The sequence below is a fragment of the Micromonospora chokoriensis genome (genome assembly GCF_900091505.1).
GTDB classification, from domain to species: domain Bacteria; phylum Actinomycetota; class Actinomycetes; order Mycobacteriales; family Micromonosporaceae; genus Micromonospora; species Micromonospora chokoriensis.
In genome coordinates this window covers 3,459,351-3,483,975 of the sequence record NZ_LT607409.1, presented here as the reverse complement: position 1 = coordinate 3,483,975, position 24,625 = coordinate 3,459,351, and the positions used below count along the sequence as shown (strand labels likewise).

The window sequence follows — 24,625 nt, the reverse complement described above, 5'->3', positions numbered from 1 at the left end:
CCGATCGATCGTGCCCGTTGACGGGGCACGCGAGCAAGATCCCCGTACTGGGCAGAATCGCCGGTTTCCGGCGGCGCGTGCGGTCGGGGGGTGCTACGACTGCCAGGTGGACCGTACCGACGGCGCAGGCCGCTGACCATGGGTTCCAGGGCAGCGGGACGCCTGGAGCCGGTCCCTGCGGCGGCCACTCCCGGCCGGGCCACCTTCCTCGAACTCTTCTTCGACCTGGTGTACGTCTTCGCGCTCACCCGGATCTCGGCCCGCGCGTTCGAGGACCTGACCCAGGACCCCGGTTCGCAGCACGCCTGGGGCACTGTCACCGGCAGCGGCAAGACCCTGCTGTTGCTGCTCGCGCTCTGGGCGGTCTGGCAGGGCACCGCGTGGACGACCAGCCGGTACGACCCGTACAAGGTGCCGTTGCAGACCGTGGTCATCACCGCGTTGGTGTGCAGCATGGTGATGGGGGTGGCGATCCCCCGGGCGTTCACCGACACCGCGCTGATGTTCGCGGTGGCGTACGTGGTCGCGCAGGTGACCCGACCGGTGATCCTGTCGGTCGCGCTGGGCGCGCACCCGTACCGCCGGTTGAAGGTGCGCATGGCGGTGATCTACGCGGTGAGCGGGGTGCTCTGGATCAGCGGCGCGATGCTGAGCACCGACGCGCAGGTGGCGCTATGGTCGACGGCGCTCGCGTTCGAATACCTGGCGGCCCGCTGCGGCTGGCCGGTGCCCGGCCTGGGCCGGTCGAGGATCTCCAGGTGGGAGATCGCCGGCGAGCACCTGGCCGAGCGGTACCAGCAGTTCTTCCTCGTCGCCCTGGGCGAGACGATCCTGGTGGCCGGTTTCTCGTACAGCAGGGGACCGTACGAGACGGGGCACGCCTGGGCGTTCGCGCTCGCGCTGGCCACGTCGATCATGCTGTGGCGGATCTACGTGCAGCGGGCCGGGCGGATCCTGGGCGAGGCGGTGACGAAGGCTCGGCACCCCGCCACCGTCGGGCGGTCGGCGTCCGACACCCACCTGGTGATGGTGGTCGGTCTCGCCGCCACCGCGATCGGCTACGAACTGATCATCGAGCATCCGCTGGAACGGATCCCGGGCGCGTGGTTGGCCCTGGTGCTCGGCGGCCCGGCGCTGTTCCTGGCCGGTCGCTCCCGCCTGGAGTACGAGGTGTTCTCGCGCGTCTCACCGTCGCGCTGGATCGCCCTGCTGGTGTTGGTGGCGTCGGCGGTGCCGTTGCTGTTCCTACCGGGGGTGGTCGCGACCGCCCTCGGGGCGGTGGTGCTGGCCGCGGTCGTGGTCGCCGACGCCCGCCGGGCCCACGGAGCGCCACCGGAGCCGGCCTCGCCGCCGTTCTGACACGACGACGTACGACCGCTGCCCTGCCGGCGCGACCGGCTAATCTCGGCCGGTGACCTTCTCGCTCGTCGCCCGCTCCGCCGACGGCCGCCTGCACGGCGTGGCCGTCGCCAGCAAGTTCCTCGCCGCCGGGGCGGTGGTGCCGGCCGCCGCCGCCGAGGTGGGCGCGCTGGCCACCCAGGCGCACGCCAACCTCGCCTACCGGCCGCAGGGCCTCACCCTGCTGCGCACCGGTGTGGCCGCCGCCGACGTCGTGGCCGGGCTGGTCGCCGCCGACCCCGAGCGGGAGCACCGCCAGGTCGGCGTCGTCGGGGCCGGCGGCCCGGGTGCCAGCTGGACGGGTCCGGAGTGCCTGCCGTGGGCCGGTGGACGGACGGGCGACGGTTGGGCCGCACAGGGCAACGTGCTCACCGGCCCGGAGGTCGTCGACGCCCTCGGTGACGCGTGGCTTTCGGGGGCGGCGTTGCCGTTCGCCGAGCGTCTGGTCGCCGCGCTGCGGGCCGGCGACGAGGCCGGCGGTGACCGGCGGGGTCGGCAGAGCGCCGGGTTGCTGGTGGTCGAGCGGGGCGGCGGGTACGGCGGCACCAGCGACGTGCTGGTCGACCTTCGCGTGGACGACCACCCGGAGCCGATCGCCGAGCTGAGCCGGCTGCTCGCCGTGCACACCATGCTGTTCGGTCGGCCGGATCCGGCCACCCTGCTGGACCTGACCGGCGCGGTCGCCGAGGAGGTGGCGGCGTTGCTCAGGGCGCTGGGCCATCCGGTGAGCGACGACGGGCCCGAGGCGGCGTTGACCTCCTGGGCGGGGCTGGAGAACCTGGAGGAGCGGTTGGTGCCGGGCCGCATCGATCCGGTCGTGTTGACGCACCTGCGCGGCGTCGCCCCGCACGTCCCCGCGCCCCGGTCGGGGAGCTGACCCGTTCGGCTCAGCGCCCGAAGGCGAGCCAGCGGAAGCCCGCCGCGTCGATCGCGGCCCGTTCCGGGGCGGTCAGCGCCGCCCGGCCGGTGGTCTTGCGGATCACTGTGATCCGGTCCCAGCCCAGAGCGGCCGGGGTCGGATGCCCGCCGGTGAGCAGGTCGACGATCACCTCGGCCGCCCCGGTGGTGAGCCACGGTGGCCGGTCCAGCGCGGCGGCCAGGTCCAGACCGTGTACGCCCACCTCGACGACCCGGGTCCGCAGGAACTCGGTGAGACGCATCGCGTCGCCGTGTCGGGTCCGCACCACCCGATCGGGCGCAGCGGCGGCCACCGCCGCGTCGGTGGCCCGCCACGCCCGGTCCAGCTCGGCCGCCAACGCCGCCCGGTGCACCTGCAGCGCGGCACGCCGCCCGCCGGCGATCCGGTCGGCGTCCACCTGCGCGGTGAACTTCGCCCGACCGAAGTAACCGGCGGCGTCCACCTCGGCGCGGGGCGGGGCCGGCGCGGCGAGCATGTCGGTCAGCCGGCCGACACCGGTGCGGACGTGCGCGATCAACTCCTGGACGGTCCACGGCGGGCAGTCGGTGGGTCGGTCGAGGTCGGCGTCGGTCAGGTCGGTCACGACCTCGGTGAGCCGCGCGCACTCGGCGGCGAACGCCGCGCGGACGGGATCCACGCCCGGCTCAGCCCTTGACGCGGGGCACGAGCCGGTGCACGACGGTGAGCGCCAGCGCCATCACCACCGCCATCGCTCCGGCGATCCCGGCGGCACTGCCGGCGTACCCGATGAACAGCGGCCGGCGGCTCAACTCCTGCGGCCCGGTGCCGCGCAGGTCGATCAGCCAGGCCAGGGCCAGCCCACAGGCGACCAGGGCGAGCACACCGCCCACGCCGAGCACCAGCGCGGCGATCCGGTGCGCGTCACCGGGGGCGACCTCGGCCTGCTCGCGTTGGGTGATCAGCAGGAGCAGCCCGGCCAGCGCCGCCCAGACACCCACCACCAGGTACGCGGCGACCGCGTCGCTGGGCCGGTGCCAGCCGGCGGAGAGGGTGGCGACCCCGGCGGCGGCGGCGTAGCCGGCACCGATGAAGGCGCCCGCCGCGCGCACCTTGCGCGGCAGGACGAGCATCAACGCGATCGCCACCGACGCGGCCACTGTGGTGTGCCCGCTGGGCAGGCTGTTGCCCACCCCGGCACGCTCCGGGTCGACACCGAAGTCGGGGCGGTTCAGCCCGTACTTCAGCAACTGCGTCGTGACGTTGGCTCCGGCGATCAGCAGGGTCGCGGTGACGGCCAGGGCGATCCGGCCCCGGATCAACGCGATGAACCCGATCATCGCGGTGGCCGCCAGCAGGGAGACCACCGACATCGCGTTGAGGATCCGGTCGACCGGACCGTCGATGGTGTCCTGGCCGATCCGGTTGCCGGTCAGCGCGACAGTGTCCACCCACTGACCGACCTCGGTGTGTACGGCCACCTGCCACACGGCGAGGAAGGCGGCCGCCTGGACAAGGGCCAGTACGACCAACCAGACCGCGGTCCAACCCCGTGCCGTCGCGCGCATCCGCACACCGTAGCGGCCGGCGTCGGCCCGCCGATCGGTGGCCCGCCGCCCGTCGACGGTTAGGTTGGGCCGGAGGCGAGGAGGCGGTGGTGGGCGGAACACCGGAACGCGACGGCGGCCAGGCAGAGCCCGATCCGGAGCAGCGCCGAAGCGCCGGTGCGGGGCCGGCCGGGGCCGGCGCCGACCCGGCCGGGTCGGCGCGGGCCGAGTCGCTGACGGATCTGCTGGGCGGGCGACGCGGCGCCATCGACGCCACCCTGCCGCCGGTGGCGTTCGCCGCGGGCTGGTTGCTGGGCGGCGAGTCGCTCTGGGGCGGGGTCGGCGCGGCGCTGGCCGTGGGCGCGGTGGTGGCCGGCGTACGGCTGCGTCGGGGTGACCGACCGCGGTCGGTGCTGATCGGGCTGCTGGCGGTCTGCGTCGCGGCGTTGATCGCCGTGCGCACGGGCCGGGCCGAGAACTTCTTCCTGATCCAGGTGCTGTCCAACGCCGCGAGCGCTCTGGCGTGGGCGGTCAGCATCGTGGTGCGCTGGCCGCTGCTCGGCGTGCTGGTCGGCGCGGTGCTGGGCCAGCGCGCCCGGTGGCGACGCGACCCGGCGTTGCTGCGGGGGTACGGCCGGGCCAGTTGGGTGTGGACGGCGACCTACCTGCTGCGGGTGGCCGTGTTCGTGCCGCTCTACCTGGGTGGGCAGGTGCTCGCGCTGGTGGTGGCCCGGGTGGCGTTGACCTGGCCGCTGGTCGCGGCGGCACTGGCGCTCAGTTGGGTGGTGCTGCGGCGCTCGCTGCCGACCGGGCACCCGGGTCTGCGTCATCCGGTGACGTCGGCCCCGGTCGGGCCGCCTCGCTGACCCGAACAGGGCTCACGCGGACGAACGGTGCCGGGAAAGAAAGTGGAGAGGCCGCCACGGGGGGAGCGGCCTCTCCGGTGACGTACGTTACTCCGTCGTGGACTTCGGTGTGATCCCGTGAGGGTCCGAATTTCTGGGCTTTTTCGCACCTGGCTCCAGTCCGGGCGGTGGGGTGGGCCAGCCGATCCGCTGCGTCGGCCAGATGGCCGGCCCACCCCGGCCTGACCGTGGGTGTCAGGCCGTCCCCCGGTCGGGGTCCGTCGTTCCCCGGACCCCGACCGAATCCCGGGGTGGGCGGGTCCTCACCGCCCACCCCGGGTCGCTCAGCCGTTCGGGAACAGGCTGCCGTAGTCGGCGTACGCCATGGCGACGTCAGCCTGTGCCCAGAACCGGTGGTAGTTGAACTCGGGCTCCGGACCACCGTCCAGGTACGCCTGCACCTTGGGCCAGTCCGGGTCGTTCTTGTAGAAGGACCGGATGTCGAGGAAGCTCTTGCCGGCGGCGATGGCGTCACCGTTCGGCATCTTCCCGGTCCACCCCGGCGGGACGTAGAGGCCCTGCCCGGTGGACGCGTTGTAGACGTCGTCGAAGCGCCGGTAGTCGCCACGCTTCTCGGTGGTGGAGACACCCTTGGCGTCGCTGGCCGACGACAGCGCGTCGAGCAGCCCCTTGGCGGTGTCCTTCGCCGCCACGTTGCCCGACTTGGCCGCGTACGCGATCAGGATCCGGGCGTAGGCGGCGGTGACACCGACGTCCTGGCCCTTGGTGATCACCTCGACGTGCAGGTTGGTGTTGGGCTGCGGGTTCGTCGGGTTCCAGGTGGTCGGCTGACCGGTCCACGCCATGTCCGACGGGATCGACCAGTTGGTGCCGAGCGTGGTGTTGGCGATCGCCCACGGCACCCACTTGTCCAGCAACGCCTTGGCCTTCGCGTTGCCGGTCTGCAGGTACAGCTCGGCGATGCGCTGCATCGACCAGGCCTGCATGCCGAACCACTGGTTCGACGGCGGGTCATTGTAGACCGGGTCGACGTCGTAGAACATGCCGTAGAAGGTGCTGGTGCCCGCCGGTGGTTGGCCGTAGTTGCCGTCCCAGCTGTTGGTGGCACCGCCGGCGATGCCACCCTCGGCGGACTGCAACCAGGTGTAGAACTCCAGCTGCCGCTCGAAGCTCTTGGTCCAGTCGCTGGCGGCGGTCGGGGACTTCGGCGCCAGCTCCGGGGTGTTGGTCAGCGCCCAGGCCGCGAACGGGTTCTGGTAACCGAAGTGGCTGTGGCTGGAGCCGATCCGCCAGGACCAGTTCTGGCTGGTGTCGTACGCGCCGCCCCAGGCGTAGTACCAGGACAGCAGGTAGTGCGCCGAGTCCCGGCCGCTGCCCGCGGGGCAGGCGCTCGCCCCGACGCAGTTGCCGATCTTCTTGAAGTACTTGTCGAACATCGCGTACCGCAGGTAGTCGCCCATCTTGGCGGCCTTGGTGATGGTCGCCGCGACGTCGGCCTGCTTGTTCTGGGCCTTGGACCAGGTCAGCGCCCAGTACGCGGCCTGCACGGCGCGGGCGTCGGCGTCCGGGGCGTTGGTGTACTTCCACTGCTTGGCGGGGGCGCCGGTGTCCTTGACGAACAGGTCGAGGTAGCCGTACTGGCCGCCGTGCTTGAAGGTGTCGCAGGAGGGCTGCGGGATGGTTTCCCACACCGACTCCTGGGTGCCCCGCTGGAAGGTGTTGATGTAGGCGGGCTTGGTGGTGCCGTCACCGCAGCGGCCGAAGCCGTAGGTGTTGTCGACGTCCATCAGCCAGTGCATGCCGTAGATGTCGCCGGTGCCGTAGGAGGACTGCAGCTCCGAGCGGAGCGGGTCCTGGCCGACGGAGACGTTCGGGTTCAGCGCCGAGGGGTACTGGCTGGGCAGGTTGTACTCCGCGGCGTACTGCGGGGTGCCTGCCGAGCCCGAAGTCGGCTGGTCTGAATGATTCGGAATAATATATTTTTCCATCACCGTCCAGGCGTTGTTGAACGGGGCCCAGTTCTCGGTGACCTTGCCGTAGTAGGCCTCCAGCCAGAGCCAGAAGCTGAACGCCTCGGACGTGGTCTCGTGGCCGTGGTCGGGTGCCTCGACGATCAGCGTCTCCACCGAGTGGTACGGCACGCCCTCGGGGCTGAAGTAGCCCGAGTTCTTGATCTTGCCGTACTGCTCGAGGAACTTCGCGATGTAGGCGTTGTCGCCACCCGGGGTGTCGTTGTCGATCTCGGTGGCGGCGACCGCCAGCGACGCGAGACCCGTGGCGGAGGCGGTGATGGTGGCGGCGCCACCGGCGGTGTCGGCGTCCTCCGCCGCGGCGACCGTGACGGTGACCCCGGTGTTCCAGTTGCTCGAGGTCAGCGTGGCGGTGGTCGGCGAGACCGTGATGTCGGAGTCGCCGGTGCGGGTGAGGGTGACCGGCACGCTGGCCGTCGGCGCGGCACTGAGCTTCAGGTTGAAGGTGGCGGTGCCACCCTCGGCGACGCTCACCGCGGACGGGGTGGCGACGAGCGTCGGGCCGGTGGCGGCGCCGACGGTGAAGGCCTTCTCGTCGACCCCGATGCCGTTGGCGTTGTCGTACGCCTTGGCCTGGACGGTGTAGCTGCCGGCCGGCAGGTCCTCCTGGGTGTAGGCGTACGGCGCGGAGGTGTCCGTGTTGATCAGCAGGCCGTTGCGGTAGAACTCGACCTTGCTGATCGTCCCGTCCGGGTCGCTGGCGGTGGCGGTCAACGGCACGTCGGCCGGCGCGGTGAACGGGCCGGCCGGCACGCCGAGCGAGACCGTCGGCGGCTGGTTGGCCGGGGTGCCGTTGCAGGGGGTGCCGTTCAGGGTGAACGACGTGGGCTTCGGGTTGGTCCCCGAGTGCGCGCCGTTGAACCCGATGGTGGTGGAAGCCCCGGTGCCGAGGTTGCCGTTGTACGACTCGTTGGTCGCGGTGACCTCACTGCCGGATTGGCTGTACCTCGCCGACCAGCCCTGGGTGACCCGCTGGCCGCTGGTCGGGAAGGTCCACTTGAGCGTCCAGTTGCTGATCGGATCGCCCAGGTTCTTGATGGTGATGTTGGCGGTGAAGCCGGTGTTCCAGTCGTTGGTCGCATAGACCACGTCGCAGGCCGGGGCGGCCTGTGCGGCACCGGCGGGCAGGGTCACCCCGCCGACGGCGAGCAACGCTGCGGCGGCGATCGCCACGCGGCGGCGTATTGCCAGTTGTCTCATGTGCGCGGTGTCTCCTCGGGCGAGGCCGGGATGGTCCCGGCGGAGGCGCCGGCCCGCGAGGGTGGTGGTCCGCGGGGGTTGAAAGGCGCCGGGAAGGGGGTCTCCCCGGGCCCGGCCGGGGTGGGTCGGTGCGGCCGGCACGGGAGGGGGTCCCGCTGGCCGCGGTGGGGTGACCGTGACCGGACGTGGTGCTGCCGGCTGCCCTCGGTGGACCCGCACTCACGCGATGTGGCTCCTGCCGCGTTGAATCGACAGTGTGCCATGGAAGCGCTCCCACAACAAGCCGGATTGGCTCCTTGTTTCGATCTTGTTTTGGGTCTTTCACAAAGGCGTGACGGGCGTTACAGTCGCAACATCGGTCGATGGGAGCGCTTCCATCGACAAGGTTCCAACTAGAAGATCACCGGCGTCGCCTCCAGGCGGGGCCGGGGAACCCGACCGATGGCCGACGACGGGCCAGCCCGGACGCCGTCGTCAGCCATCGTCCCGCCACACGGAGGGAGGTGGAACCAGAGCCACTCGCGTGGCCCGGCTCCCGCGCGACACGCATGGCAGGACCCAAATTCCGCTTGCGTGTGTGCAGTTACGGTGGGGACGGGGGTTGCCCTCCCCCGTCCCCACACTAAACCCCCGTAGACGATAGGAAAAGAGGCCGACGGGACAGGCGCGGTGCGCCGCCCGGACGGCCTCGTTCGCTGCTCGGGGCCATACCCGCCGCCACCCCGCCAGCCCTGCCCGTCACGACGGGCGGATGACCGGCAGGCCGCGTCTGCCCTATCATGGGAGCGCTCCCGAATCTTCGGCGGTGGCCCCGTATCCATGAGGAGAATCCATGTCGATACCTAATGGGCCCGCCGGCCCGCTGCGCTTCCCGGACGACTTCGGCTGGGGCGCGGCCACCTCCGCGTACCAGATCGAAGGCGCCGCCAAGGAAGACGGGCGCGGCGAATCGGTCTGGGACACCTTCAGCCGCGTCCCGGGGCGCACCCGCAACGGCGACACCGGCGACGTGGCCATCGACCACTACCACCGGTACGCCGAGGACCTCGACCTCATGCGCGACCTCGGGCTGCGCAGCTACCGCTTCTCCATCTCCTGGCCCCGGATCCAGCCCGACGGCACCGGGACGCCCAACAAACGCGGCCTCGACTTCTACCGACGCCTGCTCGACGGCCTCCACGAACGCGGCATCACCCCGATGGCCACCCTGTTCCACTGGGACCTCCCCCAGGCCCTCCAGGACGCCGGCGGTTGGGAGTCCCGCGACACCTCCCAGCGGTTCGCCGACTACGCGGACCTGCTCTTCCACGCCCTCGGTGACCGGGTGCCCGTTTGGCTCACCATCAACGAGCCCAAGACCGTGGTGCAGAACGGCTACCTCACCGGCCACCACGCCCCCGGACGGCAGGACCCGGACGCCGCCTACCTGGTCGCCCACCACCTCCAGCTCGCGCACGGGCTCGCCGTCGCCGCGCTACGGGCCAGCGGCAGCGACAGCCGGATCGGCCCCGCGTTCAACCTGCACCCCTGCTATCCCGCCGACGACTCCCCGCAGGCTGCCGCGGCCGCCCACCTGTACGACGGCTACGAGAACCGGCTGTACCTCGACTCCCTGCTCAAGGGCAGCTACCCGGAGGACGTGCTGGCCGACCTGGGCCCGCAGAGCCGGATGGTCCAGGGCATCCGCGACGGCGACCTGGCGATCATCTCCGCACCCGTCGACCTGCTGGCCGTGCAGTACTACACGCCGATCTACGTCACCGCCGACGGCGGCACCGAACACCGCTGGGCGACCTCGGAGGCCGCGTGGCAGCAGATCTACCCCGAGGGGCTGTACGACCTGCTGACCCGGGTCACCCGCGAGTACGGCCCGATCCCGCTCACCATCACCGAGAACGGGCTCCCCACGCCGGACACGCTGGCCGCCGACGACACCGTCCAGGACACGGGCCGGATCAGCTTCCTGCGCGACCACCTCGCCGCCGCACACCGGGCCATCGCCGACGGCGTGCCGCTGGAGAGCTTCCACGTCTGGTCGCTGCTGGACAACTTCGAGTGGGACGCGGGATACGACCAACGCTGGGGTCTGGTCTACGTGGACTACGCGACCCAGCGGCGGGTGCTCAAGAGCAGCGCCACCTGGTACCGCTCCGTCATCGCCGACGGCGGATTCTGAACACGCCGGCACCCGGACGACCGGGCCCGGACGGCTCGACTCGGAACGAGCCGGTGACCGTCCGGGCCTCGGCCACCGCACTCAGCGCGGCAACGCCTGCTGCAACTCCGCCCGCAGCGCCGGGGTGAGCATCTCCCCCGCCTGCTTGGCCAGCCGGGCCATCTCGTAGCCCACCACGCCGATGTCCGCGTCACCGGCGGCCAACGTCGCCAGGATCGAACCGTCGCGGATCTGCATCACTAGGAAGTAGCCGCGGCCCATCTCGACCACCGTCTGCTTGACGACATCCCCGTCGAACATCGACGCCGCGCCCGCGGTGATGCTCATCAGCCCGGAGGTCACCGCGGCGAGCTTGTCCGCGTTGTCACGCGGCAGATGGTCGGAGATCGCCACCAACAACCCGTCGGACGAGACCACCACGGCGTGCGCCACACCCGGCACCCGCTCCGCGAACGCGCTCACCAGCCAGCTCAGGTCGCGCGCCTCCTGGCTCAACGTCGTCACTGTCGTCGTCCCCCTTCGTCGTGCCCCCCGGACGGTGGCACGGGTATCTCGGTGGTGTCCTCGGCCTCGGCGCGCCGCACTCCGCTGTAGAGCCGGGAGAGCATGCCGCCGACCGCCTCCGGGTCCGGGTCGGTGCGGATCGGTGCCGCAGTCGGTTGCGCCGAGCGGGTGACGGCGCTCAACTGTGCCATCGGCACCCGCACCGGCAGCCCCCGCTCGTTCGTACCGGCCGTGACCGGCACGGCCGGTGGCATCCCCGACGCGGGGACGATCGGCGCGGACGGGCCGGGCCCCTGCCGCGACCACCAGCCTCCGCCGGCGTCCCGGCCGCCGGCCGGGGCCAACACGTCCTCGGCGCGCACCGGCACCGGCCGGGCCTGACGCGGCACGGCGGCGGCCGGTGGCCGACCGGCAACCGGCAGGTCCCGCGCCGCCACGCCCACCCCGGAGGCGTGGGCCTCCGCGGCGGCCCCGGGCTGCCGGACCACGCCCCGCGCGGCACCCGTCCCCAGCATGCGGGCCGGCGCGGGCAGATCCGCCTGCACCGCGCCCGCCGGGGCGAGCATCGCCGCGGGCAACGCGAGCCGGGCGACCAGACCGCCCTGGTGGTCGTCCAACCTGACCCGCACGCCCAACCGTGCGGCCAGGTGACTGACCACGAAGTGGCCCATCCGCTCCACCGTCGCGACGTCCGCGGCCGGAGGGCTGGCCAGCACCGCGTTCGCCTCGGTCAGCGCGGTCGGGCTCATGCCCAGGCCACGGTCGGTGATCTCGACCAGAGCGGTCGCGGCGTCGACCCGCGCCGTCACCACCACCGTCGTGTCCGGACGCGAGAAGGCGGTGGCGTTCTCCAGCAACTCCGCCAGCATGTGCACCAACTCGCCGACGGCGTGCCCGACCACGTACACGTCGGCCACCGCGTCGATCCGGACCCGCTGGTACTGCTCGATCTCCGCGGCGGCGGCCAGCAGCACCGCGCCGAGGCCGACGGGCCGGTTCCACCGACGGGTCGAGTCCGTGCCGGCGAGCACCAGCAGGCTCTCGTCGTTACGGCGCATCCGGGCGGCCAGGTGGTCGAGCTTGAACAGGTTCTCCAGCTGGTCCGGGTCGCTCTCCTCACGCTCCAGATCGTCCAACAGCTCCAGCTGCCGCTCCACCAGCACCTGGCTGCGGCGGGCCAGGTTGACGAACATGGCGTTGACGTTGCGCCGCATCAGTGCCTGCTCGACGGCGACGGTGACGGCGCTGCGGTGCACCGCGACGAACGCCTCCGCCAACTCACCGATCTCGTCGAGCGAGCGAACCACCGCCGGCGCGACCTCGATGCGCGGCACACCGCCGGTGACGGTCTTCAGGCGGTCCAGGGCGTCCGGAAGCTCCACCTGCGCGATCCGGAGCGCCTGGCTGCGCAGCATCCGCATCGACCGGGCGACCGACCGACCCACGAGCAGGGAGATCAGCAGGGCGACCAGCAGGACGGCGACGACACCGCCGACCACCAACAGGGTGGCCCGTAACTGCTCGCTGCTGGCGTCGTCGGCCTGTCGCACGGCGTCGTCCAGCACACCCGCCTCAAGCTGGCGCAGCAGCTCCTGACGCTGCTCGCTGGCCGACCACCACTGCTCCGAGGGCAGCACCTCCGGCGACGCGGTGCCGCCGGGCAGGCTGCGCTCCTCCAACTGCGTGGCGACCAGGAACATCGGGGTGACGGAGGTTTCGTCGTACCGGCGGATCTGGTCGGACGTGGCAGCCACCCGGAACGCGCTGAGCGCGGTCAGCTGCTGGCCGCGCAGATCACTGAGGATCACCCGGTCCTCCGTGCCGTACGTGCCGGCGCGACCGGCGGCGTAGAGCTGGGCCCGCACCCGGGACGACAGCTCCTTGACCCGGGCCAGTTGGACGTAGCGCAGCACCGCGTCGTTCAACGCCGACTGGCCCTGACCAGGGGTCGGCTCGGCGAGCAGGTCGAGCAACGCGCCGACCGCCCGGTGGTAGTTGCTCAGGATGGTCTCGTTGCTGAGCACCGCCGGCGGGATCGCCGGCCGGATGTCGATCACCTGGTCGTACGCCTCGAGCGCCTCGGAGAACGCGACCCGCCAGGACGCGTCGGCGTCGGCCAGCGGCTCGGCCGCCCGGCTCAGGTCCACGATGGCCCGGTCGGTGGCCGTCTGCAACGGCTTCAGGTTGGCTGCCGCGGCCGCCCGGTCGCCGCCCCTGCGCAGCTCACCCAACTCGCCCGCCGAACGGTCACGCTCCTCCTGGAGCTGGTGCACCGCCGCGGTGATCTGTCGGCCGATGCCGACCTGACGGGAGAAGTCGTTGAGGGCTGTGGTGCGCCCCACCAGGGCGCTGGTCTGCACGCCGGCGAGCACCAGGAACGCCATCGACGGAACCACCAGCACGGTGGCGAGCTTCGTGCTCATCCGCCAGTCGCGCAGCCGGAACGGAGACCGACGCCGATGCGGTACCACCCGGACATCGAAGCGGCGCCGGCGATGGTTCGACACCGCGCCGTTCGCCGGCTCGGGACCTGCCGCCACCCTGCCTCCTCCGTGCTACCGCGTCCGCCGCGGTCCGGGGAGCGCAGTCCATCCAACCAGGCTTGGTTGGACTGTCAACGGTTTGGGCTGAGCGGTGGTTCAGGAAGGATACTGCAGGTGGGAACGTCCTGCCGTGGTCGGTAGTACCAGCTCGTCCGTCCGGCCGATGCCGGCGAGGTCGATCGCGTCACCGAACCGGCCGAGCGCCACCAGCGCCGCGCCGGTGGCGCCGATCTCCGGATTACGTTGGTGCGACACCGGTCGCGGTGCGAGCGCGGCGGCGAAAGCCTGCCGCCACCACACCGACGCCGCCACCGCACCCCCACCGAGCACCACGCCCACCGGTTTGTCGACGGTGGACTCCAGCACCGCGAGATCCTCGGCGACCAGCTCACACACCCCTTGCATCAGCCCGGCCAGGATGTCCACCGATGTGGTGCTGAAGCTCAGGCCGCGCAGCTCACCGGTGCCCGCCGGCGCCAGGCCGGGTGCCCGGTCACCGCCCAACCGAGGGTCGGCCGGTCGACCACCGCCGGTCGGCACCAGCGCCAGCGCCGCATCCAGGTCCGCACCCCGGGGCAACCGCAGCTCCCGGTCCGCCCAGGCGAACAGGTTGCCACCACAGGCGTACGCCGCCCCCGTCACCACGTGGTCATGGTCGACCCGGTAACGCCAGAGCCGCTCCGGGAGCCGGGGCATCGGCTCACCGGCCGGGATCCGCTGCATCAGCCGTACGGCCGCGGAGGTGCCCACGGTGACGGCGGCCCGGCTCGGGTCGACGCAGCCCGACCCGACGTTCGACGCACCGCCGTCGCCGACCGGTGGTGACCAGCGGGCCTGGGCCAGCTGCGGCCAGCGCCCGGCCAGGTCGGCCCGGAGACGGCCGTGCCAGTCCAGCGCGCCGAGGGACGGCAGGTCCTGTGGACGCGCCCCGGCCAGCGTGACTGCCTCCTCGTCCCACCGCAGCGTCCGCAGGTCCAGCAGACCGGTCCCGGAGGCCTGGGAGACCGACATGGGCGCGGACTCGAGCAGCTCGCCCAGCAGGTACTCGGGCAGACCGACGAACCGGGAGATCGAGGTGCCGGACTGCTCGCGCAACCAGGGCAGCCGCATCGACCAGTAGGAGCGGTGCCACCAGCAGCCGGTGCGCTGGTGGAAGCCGTCCGGGTCGGCCGGGCCCGCCGTACCGCCCACCGGCGCGGGCCGGGTGTCCAGCCACGTGATCACCGGACCCAGCGGCGCGCCGTCGCGGGCCAGCGGGAGCACCGAGTGCCACTGCGCGGAGATCGCCACCAGGTCGACGTCGCGCAGGTGCCCCGCTTCGGTCAACTCGTCCAGGCACTCGACCAGCGAGGCGAGGTAGTCGGGAGCGGAGAGCGTGCCGGTCCCGTCGTCGCCGATGGCGAGTTCGACAGTGCGCCGGGCCAGGGCACCGGGCAGCGGTCGGGTGTCCCCGTCCAGCACCAGCCCTCGGACCGAGGAGGTGCCCAGATCGAGCGCGAGAATGTTCATCGCCGGTCAAGTTACCCGGTGCGAACCGGGCGACGGGCGCGTAAGGTGGATCACATGCTCGCGCATCCGACCAGTTGGTGGCCCGCCGACCCGGCGGCCACCTCCCGCGCGTAGCTCCAACCACGCGGCCGCCCTCCAGGCGGCTGCCGGATCTCCCGGCCGGATGACCGCCACAACGGCGGCACCGAGCCCGACGGAGACTCCCGATGACCCACCTGACCGACCTGCTCACCGCCATCGCCCGTGGTGACGACCCCGGCCCTTTCGCCCTGCTACGCCGTGAGGGCGCGGACGAGCTGGAGCTGTTCACCGGCACTGTCGACACTGTCGATCGGCTCGCCGACATCCCGCTGACGCCCGGCACGTCGGGGCCGCAGACGCTGGCCCTGGTGCCGTACCGGCAGATCTCCGAGCGCGGCTTCGCCTGCGTCGACGACGGTGCCCCACTGGAGTGCCTCCAGATCCGCGACCACGGCCGGATCACCCTGGCCGACGCCCTGGCCGCGCTGCCCGACGAGCAGGTCCGCACCGCCGACGCCGCGTTCGACATCACCGACGAGGACTACTCGCGGACCGTGCACCGGGTGCTCGCCGACGAGATCGGCCGGGGTGAGGGCGCGAACTTCGTCATCCACCGCACCATGCACGCCACCGTGCAGGGCCCGCCGCTGGTGGCGGCGCTGGCGGCGCTGCGCCGGCTGCTGGTCGCCGAACGCGGCGCGTACTGGACGTTCGTGGTGCACACCGGCACCCGGACACTGGTCGGCGCGAGCCCGGAGCGGCACGTCAGTGTCGACGACGGGCTGGTGATGATGAACCCGATCAGCGGCACCTTCCGGCGGGCCGGCGACACCCCGGACCGGGAGGCGCTGCTGCGGTTCCTCGCCGACCCGAAGGAGGTCGAGGAGCTGTACATGGTCCTCGACGAGGAGCTGAAGATGATGGCCACCGTCGCCGAACACGGCGGCCAGGTGATCGGCCCGTACCTGAAGGAGATGTCGCACCTGGCGCACACCGAGTACCTGCTCGCCGGGCAGAGCACCCGGGACGTGCGGGAGGTGCTGCGCGAGACGATGTTCGCGCCGACCGTCACGGGCAGCCCGATGGAGAACGCCTGCCGGGTGATCGCCCGACACGAACGCCGGGGCCGGGGCTACTACTCGGGCGTGCTCGCCCTGGTCGGCCACGACGAGGCCGGCCGGCAGACACTCGACGCCCCGATCCTGATCCGTACCGCCGAGATCTCCCCCGCCGGTCGGCTGCGGGTGCCGGTGGGCGCCACGCTGGTGCGGCATTCGACGGCGGCCGGTGAGGTGGCCGAGACGCACGCCAAGGCCGCCGGTGTGCTGGCCGCCCTCGGCCTGGGGCCGGCGGCGCCCGACCGCGGGCGCGGGCCGGTCGCGCGGCTGGCCGACGACCCGGAGGTACGCGACGCGCTGGCCGGGCGCAACACGCCGCTGGCACGGTTCTGGCTGGACCAGCGGTCACCGGACGCACCCACGCTCCCCGGCCTGGTGGGGCGTCGCGCGTTGATCGTGGACGCCGAGGACACCTTCACCGGGATGCTGGCCCACCAACTCGGCGCGTTGGGTCTGGAGGTGACCACGCGACCGTGGCACGCCAGCGGCTCCGTCGACGGGTTCGACCTGGTGGTGGCGGGCCCCGGGCCGGGTGACCCGGGCAGCCCGGACGAGCCGAAGATGGTGGCGGTACGCGAACTGCTGAGCGGGTTGCTGTCCACCGGTCGTCCCACCCTCGCGGTCTGCCTCGGGCACCAGGTGCTGTCCGGGTTGTTGGGGCTGCCGCTGCACCGCAGGGACGCGCCCTACCAGGGTTTGCAGCGGGAGGTGCCGCTGTTCGGCGGGACCCGGCGGGTCGGGTTCTACTCGACGTTCACCGCACGTGCGGAGGCCGACCGGCTGGACACCGCGTACGGGCCGGTGGAGCTGGCCCGGGACCCGGGTGACGGTGCCGTGCACGCCCTGCGGGGGCACGGCTTCGCCGGGGTGCAGTTCCACCCCGAGTCGGTGCTCAGCCCGGACGGTCTCGCGGTGTTGACCGAGCTGTTGAGTGACCTGCTGCCGGCGCCGCGCCCGGACGAGCTGTCCGCTACCGGTGGACGCGCATAGTCGCTCCGCCTCGGGGTAGGGCTGGAACGACCGGTGGCGCGGACGGGCCGAGAGCCCCCGCCCGCGCCACCGGTCGCTTCCGCCGTCAGCTGCCCAGGCCCGCCTTCAACGCGGCCCCGAGCTGCACCGCCCGCCGGGCGGTGAGCGCACAGGCGCCCAGCGCCACGGCGTCCGGGGCGATCTCGCCGTTGTTGCTCGTGTGCGAGGGGCCGTAGGGGTTGCCGGCGATGAACTGGCTGCTGTCGGTGTAGCCGGGGGTCACCACCACACCGCCCCAGTGGTAGAAGACGTTGAACAGCGAGGTCAACGTGGTCTCCTGCCCACCGTGCGAGGTCGCCGTCGAGGTGAAGGCGGAGTAGACCTTGTTGGCCAGCGCGCCCTGGGCCCAGAGCGGGCCGGTGGTGTCGATGAACTGCTTCAGCTGGGCGGCGATCATGCCGTAGCGGGTCGGCGCGCCGAGGATCACCACGTCGGCCCAGGCCAGATCGTCGATCATCGCCTCGGGCACGTCCTGGGTCTCCAGGTGGTGCGCCTGCCAGCCGGAGTTGGAGCGGATCGCCTCGTCCGGCGCCAGCTCGCGCACCTTACGAAGCCGCACGTCGGCCCCGGCGTCCCCGGCGGCCTCGCACACGGCCTGCGCCATCTGGTATGTGATGCCGGTCGCGCTGTAGTAGATCACCGCTACCTTCGTCTGGGCAGCCATCAGATGTTTCCCCTAACTCGTCTCGGGTTCAGCTTCCGCGACTACCCGGTCCGCGTGCTCTCTAACGACAGCGCGCGAGGGTTCTCACCGATCGGTCCGCCGGGCTCAAGTTTTCCGCAACTTCCCAGTGGTTACGGCCCTGTGCCGCGCGCGAGCAGCGATCCTGATGTCACCGGTGCCGGCGGGAACGAGCCGCCGCCCCGCACCGCGCACCTGAACGGGGGATCGCGCTCCGCCGGCAACGGCGCTGGCGCAGCGCGATCAGGGGTCGTCGGATGTTGCGCGCGGTGCGGCGATCGGCAGTCAGTGGACCAGGGTCGCCATCAGCCGCTCCAGCTCGGCCGTCGGGTCGGCGGTCAGCCCGGTGTGCACCGGCCCCGCCTGGATCATCGTGCTGCGCGGTGCCACCAGCCAGTGGAACCGCTCGCCGAGTCGCATTCGGGTCGCCGGCCCGTCACCGGAGCAGGTCCGGTCCCAGGAGCCGAGCGCGGCGGCCACCGCGGGCAGGTCGACCTCGGGGGCCAGTGCGCGCACCCGGTCGGCGTCCAGGTGCGTACGCGCCCCCAGGAAGTCACGCTGCTGGCAGTAGAGCAGCACCCCGACGTTGATCTGTTCACCACGCTCGATGCGGGGCACCAGCCGGATCAGCGCGTACTCGAAGGGTTGCCTCATGCCGCGCCTCCCTGCGGCAGCCAGTCGGCCGTGCGGGCGACCCGGGCGGACAGGTGGTCGCGGTAGGCGGCCCGCGCCTCGTCGGCCGTCTCGAAGTCGGCAGCCGTCAGCCACTCGTCGGGCACCAGGGCCAGCACCTCGGTGAGCAGGTCCGGGGTGATCCGTGGGGCCAGGTCGGCGTCGGCCTCGGCGAGCCCGTCGGCGTACGGGGCGAGCACGTGGTCCTCGGCGCCGCGGTAGGCACGGTGCACGGCGGCGTCGGCGCGCGGCCAGTTGTGGTGGAAGTAGAGCGAGGCGCCGTGGTCGATGAGCCACAGCTCCCGATGCCACACCAGCAGGTTGGGGTTGCGCCAACTCCGGTCGACGTTCTCCACGTACGCGTCGAACCAGAGCACCCGCGACGCGAGCCCCGGGTCGACGGGGTGCGCCACCGGGTCGAAGCCCAGCGCCCCGGGCAGGAAGTCCATCCCCAGGTTGGGGCCGCCGCTGTTGCGCAGCAGTTCCTGCACCTCCTGGTCGGGTTCGGCCCGCCCGATCACCGGGTCGATGTCGAGCACCACCAGCGGCGGTACGCGCAGCTCCAGGCGGCGGGCCAGCTCACCGCAGATCACCTCGGCGACGAGCGCCTTGGGCCCCTGCCCGGCGGCCCGGAACTTCGCCACGTACGTGCCGAGGTCGTCGGCCTCCACGACGCCCGGCAGCGAGCCGCCCTCGCGGAGCGGGGTGACGTAGCGGATCGCGGTGACCTGGCGGAGCACGTGATCAACCTTACTGTGCGCGTCGGTGTCGGCTCAGCGTGGTTGCTGCAGACCGCGCAGGAGCAGGTCGACGAGCCGGCGGGGGTCGTAGGCCGGGTCGTTGTTCCGGCCGATGCAGAGGTTGCCGATGCCCCGCATCAGCTCGTAGGGGCCCGTGCCGGGGATGATCTCGCCCGAATCGACGGAGGCGTCGAGCAGTTGCGCACAGACCGGCACGAGCCGGTCGACGAAGTAGGTGTGCAGCGCGTCGAAGCCGCCGGTGTCCGATTGCAGCGCGTTGGCCAGCCCGTGCTTCGTCACCAGGAAGTCGGTGAAGAGGTCGACCCACTGGCGGAGGGCGGCCAGGGGTGAGGCGGCGTTCGCCAGCAGGGCCGGGCCGGCCTCCGCGCAGGCCTCGACCTGGTGGCGGTAGACGGCGACGACGAGGTCGGCCCGGGTCGGGAAGTGCCGGTAGATCGTCCCGATGCCGACTCCGGCCCGGGCCGCGATCTCCCGGATCGGCGCTTCGACACCGGAGGTGACGAACACCGCGGCGGCGGCGGCGAGCAACGTCTGCTCGTTGCGCAGCGCGTCGGCCCGTTTGCCACGGGCCGGCACCTCCGGGGACTGACTCGTCGCCGACACCGGCTCTCCTTCACCCACGCGATTGGAAACGGGTCAACGTTCCACACATTAGTGGAACACTGATCCGATTCGACTGTACCCGCGTGGCGCTGGGTGGGGGCCAGCGGCACGCCCTGGCCCCCACCTCACCGGGTCGATGTCAGTCGAGCTTGTCGCGCAGCTTGTCGACCTGGGTCTGAAGGCGGTCCACCGCGTTCTCGTTGTTGACGAACGTGGTGATCCCCGCGGCCAGCCCCAGCCCGATCAGCACGGCCAGGATGCTGAGCACCAGGCCTCCGATCGACACGCCACGACCGGTTACCCCGGGTCGGCGCGCCATCTTGAGGCCGACGATGCCGAGGATGATCCCGATGATGCCGAGCACCAGCCCCAGCCAGGCGAGGATCGCCGTCAACACGCTGAACAGACCGGCCACCCCGAACACCAGGGCGAAGGTCGCCGCGGCGCTCGTCTTCGCGTGGGCGTCCCCCCGATGGCTCCGGGACCCGGCCGTTACGCCGGCGCCCCGGGCCGGCTCGCTTGCGGCAGTCATGAGACTCCCCTCCGTACGCGCGGCGCGCGCACTGTCGGGTGACCGCCTTCCCACCGGTTCGGCCGTTATGCCACCCCACCGGGGTCCGCTGCGACCGGCGCCCTTGTCGGACGGTTGTCCTACCCTGGCGCGACGGCCCGGGAAAGGAGTTCGATGAGCGGAAACCTCACGGCATCCGAAGCGCTCGCCTTGCGGATGACGAGCCTGCTGCTGCGCCCGCACCCGAGCATCCGACCCGGCACCGTCGCCGACGTGGTGCAGTGGTTCGGTGCCATGCAGGCGCAGGATCTGGCGAGCGGCCTGTGGTCGCTGGGCGCCCGGCTGCCCGGGCAGAGCGTCGCCGACGTGCAGGCCGCGTTGGAGCGGCGCGAGGCACTGCGCACCTGGCCGATGCGGGGCACCGTGCACCTCGTTCCACCCGCCGACGCCCGCTGGATGCTGGAGCTGACCGGCGTACGCTCGCTCTCCGGCTCGACGACTCGGCGGGCGCAGCTCGGTCTCACCGAGGCCGACGAGGGCCGCGCGATGGACGTGCTGGGCGAGGCGCTGGCCGGCGGCGGCCGGCTCACCCGCGCCCAGTGCCTCGCCACCCTGCGCGAGGCCGGCATCGGCACCGACGGGCAGCGCGGTTATCACCTGCTGTGGACCGCGAGCGTGCGCGGGGTGACCTGTGTGGCCCCGAACGTCGGCACCGACCAGACCTTCGCCCTGCTCGACGAGTGGGCGCCCGAGTCACGCCGGCTGGAACGCGACGAGGCGCTGGCAGTGCTCGCCCACCGGTACGTCCGTGGGCACGGGCCGGTCACGGCCCGGGAGTTCGCCGGCTGGAGCGGTCTCACGCTGACCGACGCGCGGCGCGGCCTGGCCGCCGCCGAGAGCACACTGACCACCGTACGGGTCGACGGCGAGCCGATGCACGTCGACGCGGCACTGGCTGACCTGCCGCGTGTTCCGCTGGACGACGTGCTCGCGCTGCCCGGCTTCGACGAGTACCTGCTCGGCTACCGTGACCGCCGGCTGATGCTCGATCCTGCCCACCAGCAGGCCGTCGTGCCCGGCAACAACGGCATCTTCCAGGCCACAGTGGTCCGTGCTGGTCGGGTCGTCGGTGTGTGGAAGCGCAAGATCAGCCGCACCGCGGTTACCGTCGCAGTCCAGCCCCTCACGACGCTCGACGCCGCCGCGCGGGCCCGGGTGGAGCAGGCTCTCGGGCGGTACGCGGACTTCCTCGGGCTGCCACCGCGCTTCGACTGGCTGGCGTGACCTGAGCGACGTCAGTCCTGGTCGGCCCGTCGCGGGCGGGCGGTGCGGAGCAGCTCGACGATCCGGGCCACCCGGGGGTCCGCGCGGATCTCCGCGACGGTCGCCGGCAGCGGCAGCCGCCAGTTCGGGTACTCGTCCACAGTGCCCGGCATGTTGGGTTGGCGCACCTCGCCCAGCACGTCGTAGAGGGAGACGCCGAGCAGCCGGGTGGAGCTTGCCGCGAGCGCCGCGTGCATCGCCACCACCACGTCCTCGTCGGATGTCACCGCCGACTCGGGCAGCAGGCCCTCCGCGCGCAGCATGTCCAGCAGCCGCTCGCGGTCCGTGGCGGCCCGGGCCTGCTCGACCGCCACATCGGTGCCGAGCAGCTTCACGTCGTCGCGCACCCGCACGTGTTCACCGGTCAGGAAGCCCGGCGCGGTGGGCAGGTCGTGCGTCGAGATCGTGGCCAGCGCGTTGCGCGGCCAACGGGCCGGCGGAACGAACGCGCCGTCGTCGTCGCGCGCGAACCACAGCACCGTCGAGCCGAGCATGTTGCGCCCGCGCAGCCCCCGGGTCACCACCGGTTGGACGGTGCCGAGATCCTCACCGACCACCACCCCGTCGGCCCGGTGCGCCTCCAGCGCGAGGATGCCGAGCATCGCCTCGGCGTCGTAACGCACGTAGGTGCCCTGCGCCGCACCGGCACCCGGCGGCACCCACCACAGCCGCCACAGACCGGCGACGTGGTCGACCCGCAGGCCACCCGCGTGCCGCAGGGTGCGGCGCAGCATGTCCCGATAGGCGGCGTACCCGGTGGCGGCGAGCCGGTCCGGCCGCCAGGCGGCGAGCCCCCAGTCCTGGCCGAGCTGGTTGAAGTCGTCCGGTGGCGCGCCGACCCGCACCCCCTGGGCCAGCACGTCGGCGAGCTGCCAACCGTCCGCACCACCGGGGTCGATGCCGACGGCCAGGTCGTGCACCACACCGACCGGCATCCCGGCCGCCCTGGCCGCCGCCGTCACGGCGGCGAGCTGCTCGTCGCACAGGTGCTGCAACCAGGCGTGGAAGGCGACCCGGTCGGCGAGCTGCCGGCGCTGCTCGGCGACCGCCGGCGAGTCCGGGTGGCGCAGGTCGTCCGGCCAGGCACGCCAGTCGTTGCCGTGCCGCTCGGCGAGCGCACACCAGGTGGCGAAGCTGGCCAGCGCCGGGTCCGCGCCGAGGTCGACCGGCCGGGCGTACGGGTGCAGCAGCTCCAGGGCGTGCCGCTTGGCGTCCCACACCTGGTCGTAGTCGATCAGCTCGCCACGGTCGGGGCGCAGGGCGTCGACCACCGCACGGGTTGCCGGGTCGGCCGCCCGGTACGCGGCGGTGTCGCTGACCCGCAGGTAGAGCGGGTTGACGAAGCGTCGACTGGCCGGCGAGTAGGGCGAGGCGGCGACCGGGTGCGCCGGCCCGACGGCGTGCAGCGGGTTGAGCAGCACCAGCCCCGCACCGGTTGCACCGGCCCAGCTGGTGACGTCGGCGAGGTCACCGAGGTCACCCATGCCCCAGGAACGGTCGGAGGTGAGCGCGTAGAGCTGGAGCATCCAGCCCCAGGTGCGCGGGGGCACCGGCAACCGGCGGGGCACCACCACCAGCGTCGCCTCCCGGTCGGCGCAGGCCAGCCGGTGCCAGCCCAGGGGCAGGTCCCCCGGCAGCTCGCCGTCGACAGCGCGTCGGCCGCCGTCCTCAAGGGTCACCACGCCTGCGCCGGGTAGCGCCCGGGTCGTGCCGTGGGTGAGCACCACCGTCGGCGGCAGCGCGCCACGGTCGACCGCGCGGGCCGCGGCGAGCGCGTCCGCGATAGCCGCCGGGCTGGTGGCGTCCACGCCGAGCAGGCCGAGCACACCCACCACGGTCTCCGGTGCGACATCGACGCGGCGGTGCCGCCAGTCCTCGTACCAGGTGGACACGCCGTGCGCGTTCGCCAGCGCGGCCAGTCGTCGGTTCATCCCGTCCCCCGCCTCACGACGCGACCTCCGACCACCTTGCCACGACCGGGCCGGCGGCGCAGGGGACGGCGAGGGCCGGCGGGTGAACCCGCCGGCCCGTCGGTCCGGACGCCGTCAGTCGCCGAGCGCCCCGGCCGCCCGACCCTCGCGCAGGGTCAGGTTCCGGCCGGTGGACGGGTCGAACAGGTGAATCTTCTCCAGGTTGAACCAGACCCGCCGCGACTGCCCCTCGGCGACGGCGGACTCGGCGGACAGTCGGGTCACCAGATTGCCGCCGGCGCCGGCGAAGTCGGCGGCACCGGCGTCGGCGGCCAACTCCTCCAGCTCGGCGGCGCTGGCCTTCTCTCCCTCGACGGTGAAGTAGACGTACTTGTCCGAGCCCATCGACTCGACGATGTCGACGGGCGCCTCGAACTCCATGCCCCGGCGGCGGGTGTCGTCGTCGACCAGCTCGGCGTCCTCGAAGTGCTCGGGGCGGATGCCGAGGATCAGCTCGCGCGGCGCGTCGGCGGCCTCCAACTCCCGGCGGACCCGGTCGCCGAGCGGCACGTCCCCCAGGGCGGTGCGCAGGCTGCCGTCCTGCACGGCGGCGTGCAGGAAGTTCATCGACGGGGAGCCGATGAACCCGGCGACGAAGAGGTTGCGAGGGTGGTCGTACAGCTCCTGCGGTGGCCCGACCTGCTGCACCGCACCACCCCGCATGATCACCACGCGGTCCCCGAGGGTCATCGCCTCGGTCTGGTCGTGGGTGACGTAGACGGTGGTGGTGCCGAGCTGCTTCTGCAACCGGGACACCACTGTGCGCATCTGCACCCGCAGCTTGGCGTCGAGGTTGGACAGCGGCTCGTCCATGAGGAACGCCTTCGGCTGACGGACGATCGCGCGGCCCATCGCGACCCGCTGACGCTGGCCACCGGACAGGTTCGCCGGCTTGCGGTCCAGCAGTGCGGTCAGCTCCAGCACCTTGGCCGCCTCGTCGACCTTGGAGTTGATGGTCTCCTTGTCCAGCTTCGCCAGCCGCAGCGGGAACGCCATGTTCTCCCGCACCGTCATGTTCGGGTACAGGGCGTACGACTGGAACACCATGGCGATGTCCCGGTCCCGGGGAGCTTTGTCGTTGACCCGCTGCCCGCCGATGCGCAGCTCACCGGAGCTGATGTCCTCCAACCCGGCGATCATGTTGAGGGTGGTGGACTTTCCGCAGCCCGAGGGGCCGACCAGGATCACGAACTCACCGTCGGCGATCTCCAGGTCGACGTCCTGCACGGCGACGGTCCCGTCCGGGAAGCTCTTGCTCACCTTGTCCAGCACGATGTCAGCCATG

19 protein-coding genes are annotated in these 24,625 nt (G+C 72.3%); 6 read left to right on the top strand and 13 right to left on the bottom strand.

What is annotated here, in order from left to right; translation table 11 throughout:
- Positions 1-138 precede the first annotated feature (138 nt).
- Together GA0070612_RS16425 and GA0070612_RS16420 are read left to right on the top strand one after the other, a co-directional pair.
- Positions 139-1,359 (top strand): low temperature requirement protein A, encoded by a 1,221-nt coding sequence (locus GA0070612_RS16425; RefSeq protein WP_088988690.1) that lies wholly within the window; start codon positions 139-141, stop codon positions 1,357-1,359.
- A 52-nt stretch (positions 1,360-1,411) separates the two neighbouring features.
- Complete coding sequence (locus tag GA0070612_RS16420; protein ID WP_088988689.1) at positions 1,412-2,275, top strand: DUF1028 domain-containing protein; 864 nt, start codon at positions 1,412-1,414, stop codon at positions 2,273-2,275.
- Between the two features lie 10 nt (positions 2,276-2,285).
- Here GA0070612_RS16420 and GA0070612_RS16415 read toward each other — a convergent pair whose 3' ends face one another.
- The gene (locus tag GA0070612_RS16415; RefSeq protein ID WP_088988688.1) at positions 2,286-2,954 is read right to left on the bottom strand and encodes a maleylpyruvate isomerase N-terminal domain-containing protein; all 669 of its coding nucleotides are present in this window, start codon (positions 2,952-2,954) and stop codon (positions 2,286-2,288) included.
- A 7-nt stretch (positions 2,955-2,961) separates the two neighbouring features.
- Positions 2,962-3,849, bottom strand: coding sequence for a phosphatase PAP2 family protein (locus GA0070612_RS16410; protein ID WP_197699443.1), 888 nt, complete (start codon positions 3,847-3,849; stop codon positions 2,962-2,964).
- 206 nt (positions 3,850-4,055) lie between these two features.
- Between GA0070612_RS16410 and GA0070612_RS16405 the strand changes: the two genes are divergently transcribed.
- Positions 4,056-4,688 (top strand): DUF3159 domain-containing protein, encoded by a 633-nt coding sequence (locus tag GA0070612_RS16405; protein WP_088991549.1) that lies wholly within the window; start codon positions 4,056-4,058, stop codon positions 4,686-4,688.
- A 323-nt stretch (positions 4,689-5,011) separates the two neighbouring features.
- On the opposite strand, the gene GA0070612_RS16400 is transcribed toward GA0070612_RS16405, so the two are convergent.
- Positions 5,012-7,918: a glycoside hydrolase family 48 protein gene (locus GA0070612_RS16400; RefSeq protein ID WP_088988686.1), complete on the bottom strand. Its 2,907-nt coding sequence runs from the start codon at positions 7,916-7,918 to the stop codon at positions 5,012-5,014.
- Positions 7,919-8,750: 832 nt separating this feature from the next.
- On the opposite strand from GA0070612_RS16400, the gene GA0070612_RS16395 reads away from it, so the two are divergent.
- The gene (locus GA0070612_RS16395) at positions 8,751-10,094 is read left to right on the top strand and encodes a GH1 family beta-glucosidase (RefSeq protein ID WP_088988685.1); all 1,344 of its coding nucleotides are present in this window, start codon (positions 8,751-8,753) and stop codon (positions 10,092-10,094) included.
- An 81-nt stretch (positions 10,095-10,175) separates the two neighbouring features.
- Here GA0070612_RS16395 and GA0070612_RS16390 read toward each other — a convergent pair whose 3' ends face one another.
- The 3 genes from GA0070612_RS16390 to GA0070612_RS16380 all read right to left on the bottom strand — a co-directional run bounded on the left by GA0070612_RS16390 (position 10,176) and on the right by GA0070612_RS16380 (position 14,650).
- Entirely contained in the window at positions 10,176-10,598 is a 423-nt protein-coding gene (locus tag GA0070612_RS16390; RefSeq protein WP_088988684.1) for a roadblock/LC7 domain-containing protein, read from the bottom strand.
- Positions 10,595-13,021 carry a sensor histidine kinase gene (locus GA0070612_RS16385; RefSeq protein ID WP_231924199.1) on the bottom strand — a complete coding sequence of 809 codons (2,427 nt, stop codon included), beginning with the start codon at positions 13,019-13,021 and terminating at the stop codon, positions 10,595-10,597. Before GA0070612_RS16385 ends, GA0070612_RS16390 begins: the two co-directional genes overlap by 4 nt.
- 216 nt (positions 13,022-13,237) lie before the next feature.
- Positions 13,238-14,650: an FGGY family carbohydrate kinase gene (locus GA0070612_RS16380; RefSeq protein ID WP_088988683.1), complete on the bottom strand. Its 1,413-nt coding sequence runs from the start codon at positions 14,648-14,650 to the stop codon at positions 13,238-13,240.
- Between the two features lie 206 nt (positions 14,651-14,856).
- Between GA0070612_RS16380 and GA0070612_RS16375 the strand changes: the two genes are divergently transcribed.
- Entirely contained in the window at positions 14,857-16,779 is a 1,923-nt protein-coding gene (locus tag GA0070612_RS16375) for an anthranilate synthase family protein (RefSeq protein ID WP_088988682.1), read from the top strand.
- Between the two features lie 85 nt (positions 16,780-16,864).
- On the opposite strand, the gene wrbA is transcribed toward GA0070612_RS16375, so the two are convergent.
- The 5 genes from wrbA to GA0070612_RS16350 all read right to left on the bottom strand — a co-directional run bounded on the left by wrbA (position 16,865) and on the right by GA0070612_RS16350 (position 20,068).
- A complete protein-coding gene (wrbA, locus tag GA0070612_RS16370; RefSeq protein WP_088988681.1) occupies positions 16,865-17,482 on the bottom strand; it encodes an NAD(P)H:quinone oxidoreductase in 618 nt (205 codons plus the stop codon).
- A gap of 303 nt (positions 17,483-17,785) precedes the next feature.
- Positions 17,786-18,154: a DUF3037 domain-containing protein gene (locus GA0070612_RS16365; RefSeq protein ID WP_088988680.1), complete on the bottom strand. Its 369-nt coding sequence runs from the start codon at positions 18,152-18,154 to the stop codon at positions 17,786-17,788.
- A complete protein-coding gene (locus GA0070612_RS16360; RefSeq protein ID WP_088988679.1) occupies positions 18,151-18,912 on the bottom strand; it encodes a HipA family kinase in 762 nt (253 codons plus the stop codon). Before GA0070612_RS16360 ends, GA0070612_RS16365 begins: the two co-directional genes overlap by 4 nt.
- 33 nt (positions 18,913-18,945) lie before the next feature.
- Positions 18,946-19,536 carry a TetR/AcrR family transcriptional regulator gene (locus GA0070612_RS16355; protein ID WP_088988678.1) on the bottom strand — a complete coding sequence of 197 codons (591 nt, stop codon included), beginning with the start codon at positions 19,534-19,536 and terminating at the stop codon, positions 18,946-18,948.
- Positions 19,537-19,675: 139 nt separating this feature from the next.
- A complete protein-coding gene (locus GA0070612_RS16350; RefSeq protein ID WP_088988677.1) occupies positions 19,676-20,068 on the bottom strand; it encodes a hypothetical protein in 393 nt (130 codons plus the stop codon).
- 153 nt (positions 20,069-20,221) lie between these two features.
- Here GA0070612_RS16350 and GA0070612_RS16345 point away from each other — a divergent pair, with 153 nt between their 5' ends.
- A complete protein-coding gene (locus GA0070612_RS16345) occupies positions 20,222-21,331 on the top strand; it encodes a winged helix DNA-binding domain-containing protein (RefSeq protein WP_088988676.1) in 1,110 nt (369 codons plus the stop codon).
- A gap of 11 nt (positions 21,332-21,342) precedes the next feature.
- Here the strand turns inward: GA0070612_RS16345 and malQ are convergent, their stop codons facing one another.
- Together malQ and GA0070612_RS16335 are read right to left on the bottom strand one after the other, a co-directional pair.
- Positions 21,343-23,301, bottom strand: a complete 1,959-nt coding sequence (gene malQ / locus GA0070612_RS16340) for a 4-alpha-glucanotransferase (protein ID WP_088988675.1) — start codon at positions 23,299-23,301, stop codon at positions 21,343-21,345.
- A 114-nt stretch (positions 23,302-23,415) separates the two neighbouring features.
- Positions 23,416-24,624: an ABC transporter ATP-binding protein gene (locus GA0070612_RS16335; RefSeq protein ID WP_088988674.1), complete on the bottom strand. Its 1,209-nt coding sequence runs from the start codon at positions 24,622-24,624 to the stop codon at positions 23,416-23,418.
- Position 24,625: the final 1 nt, after the last annotated feature.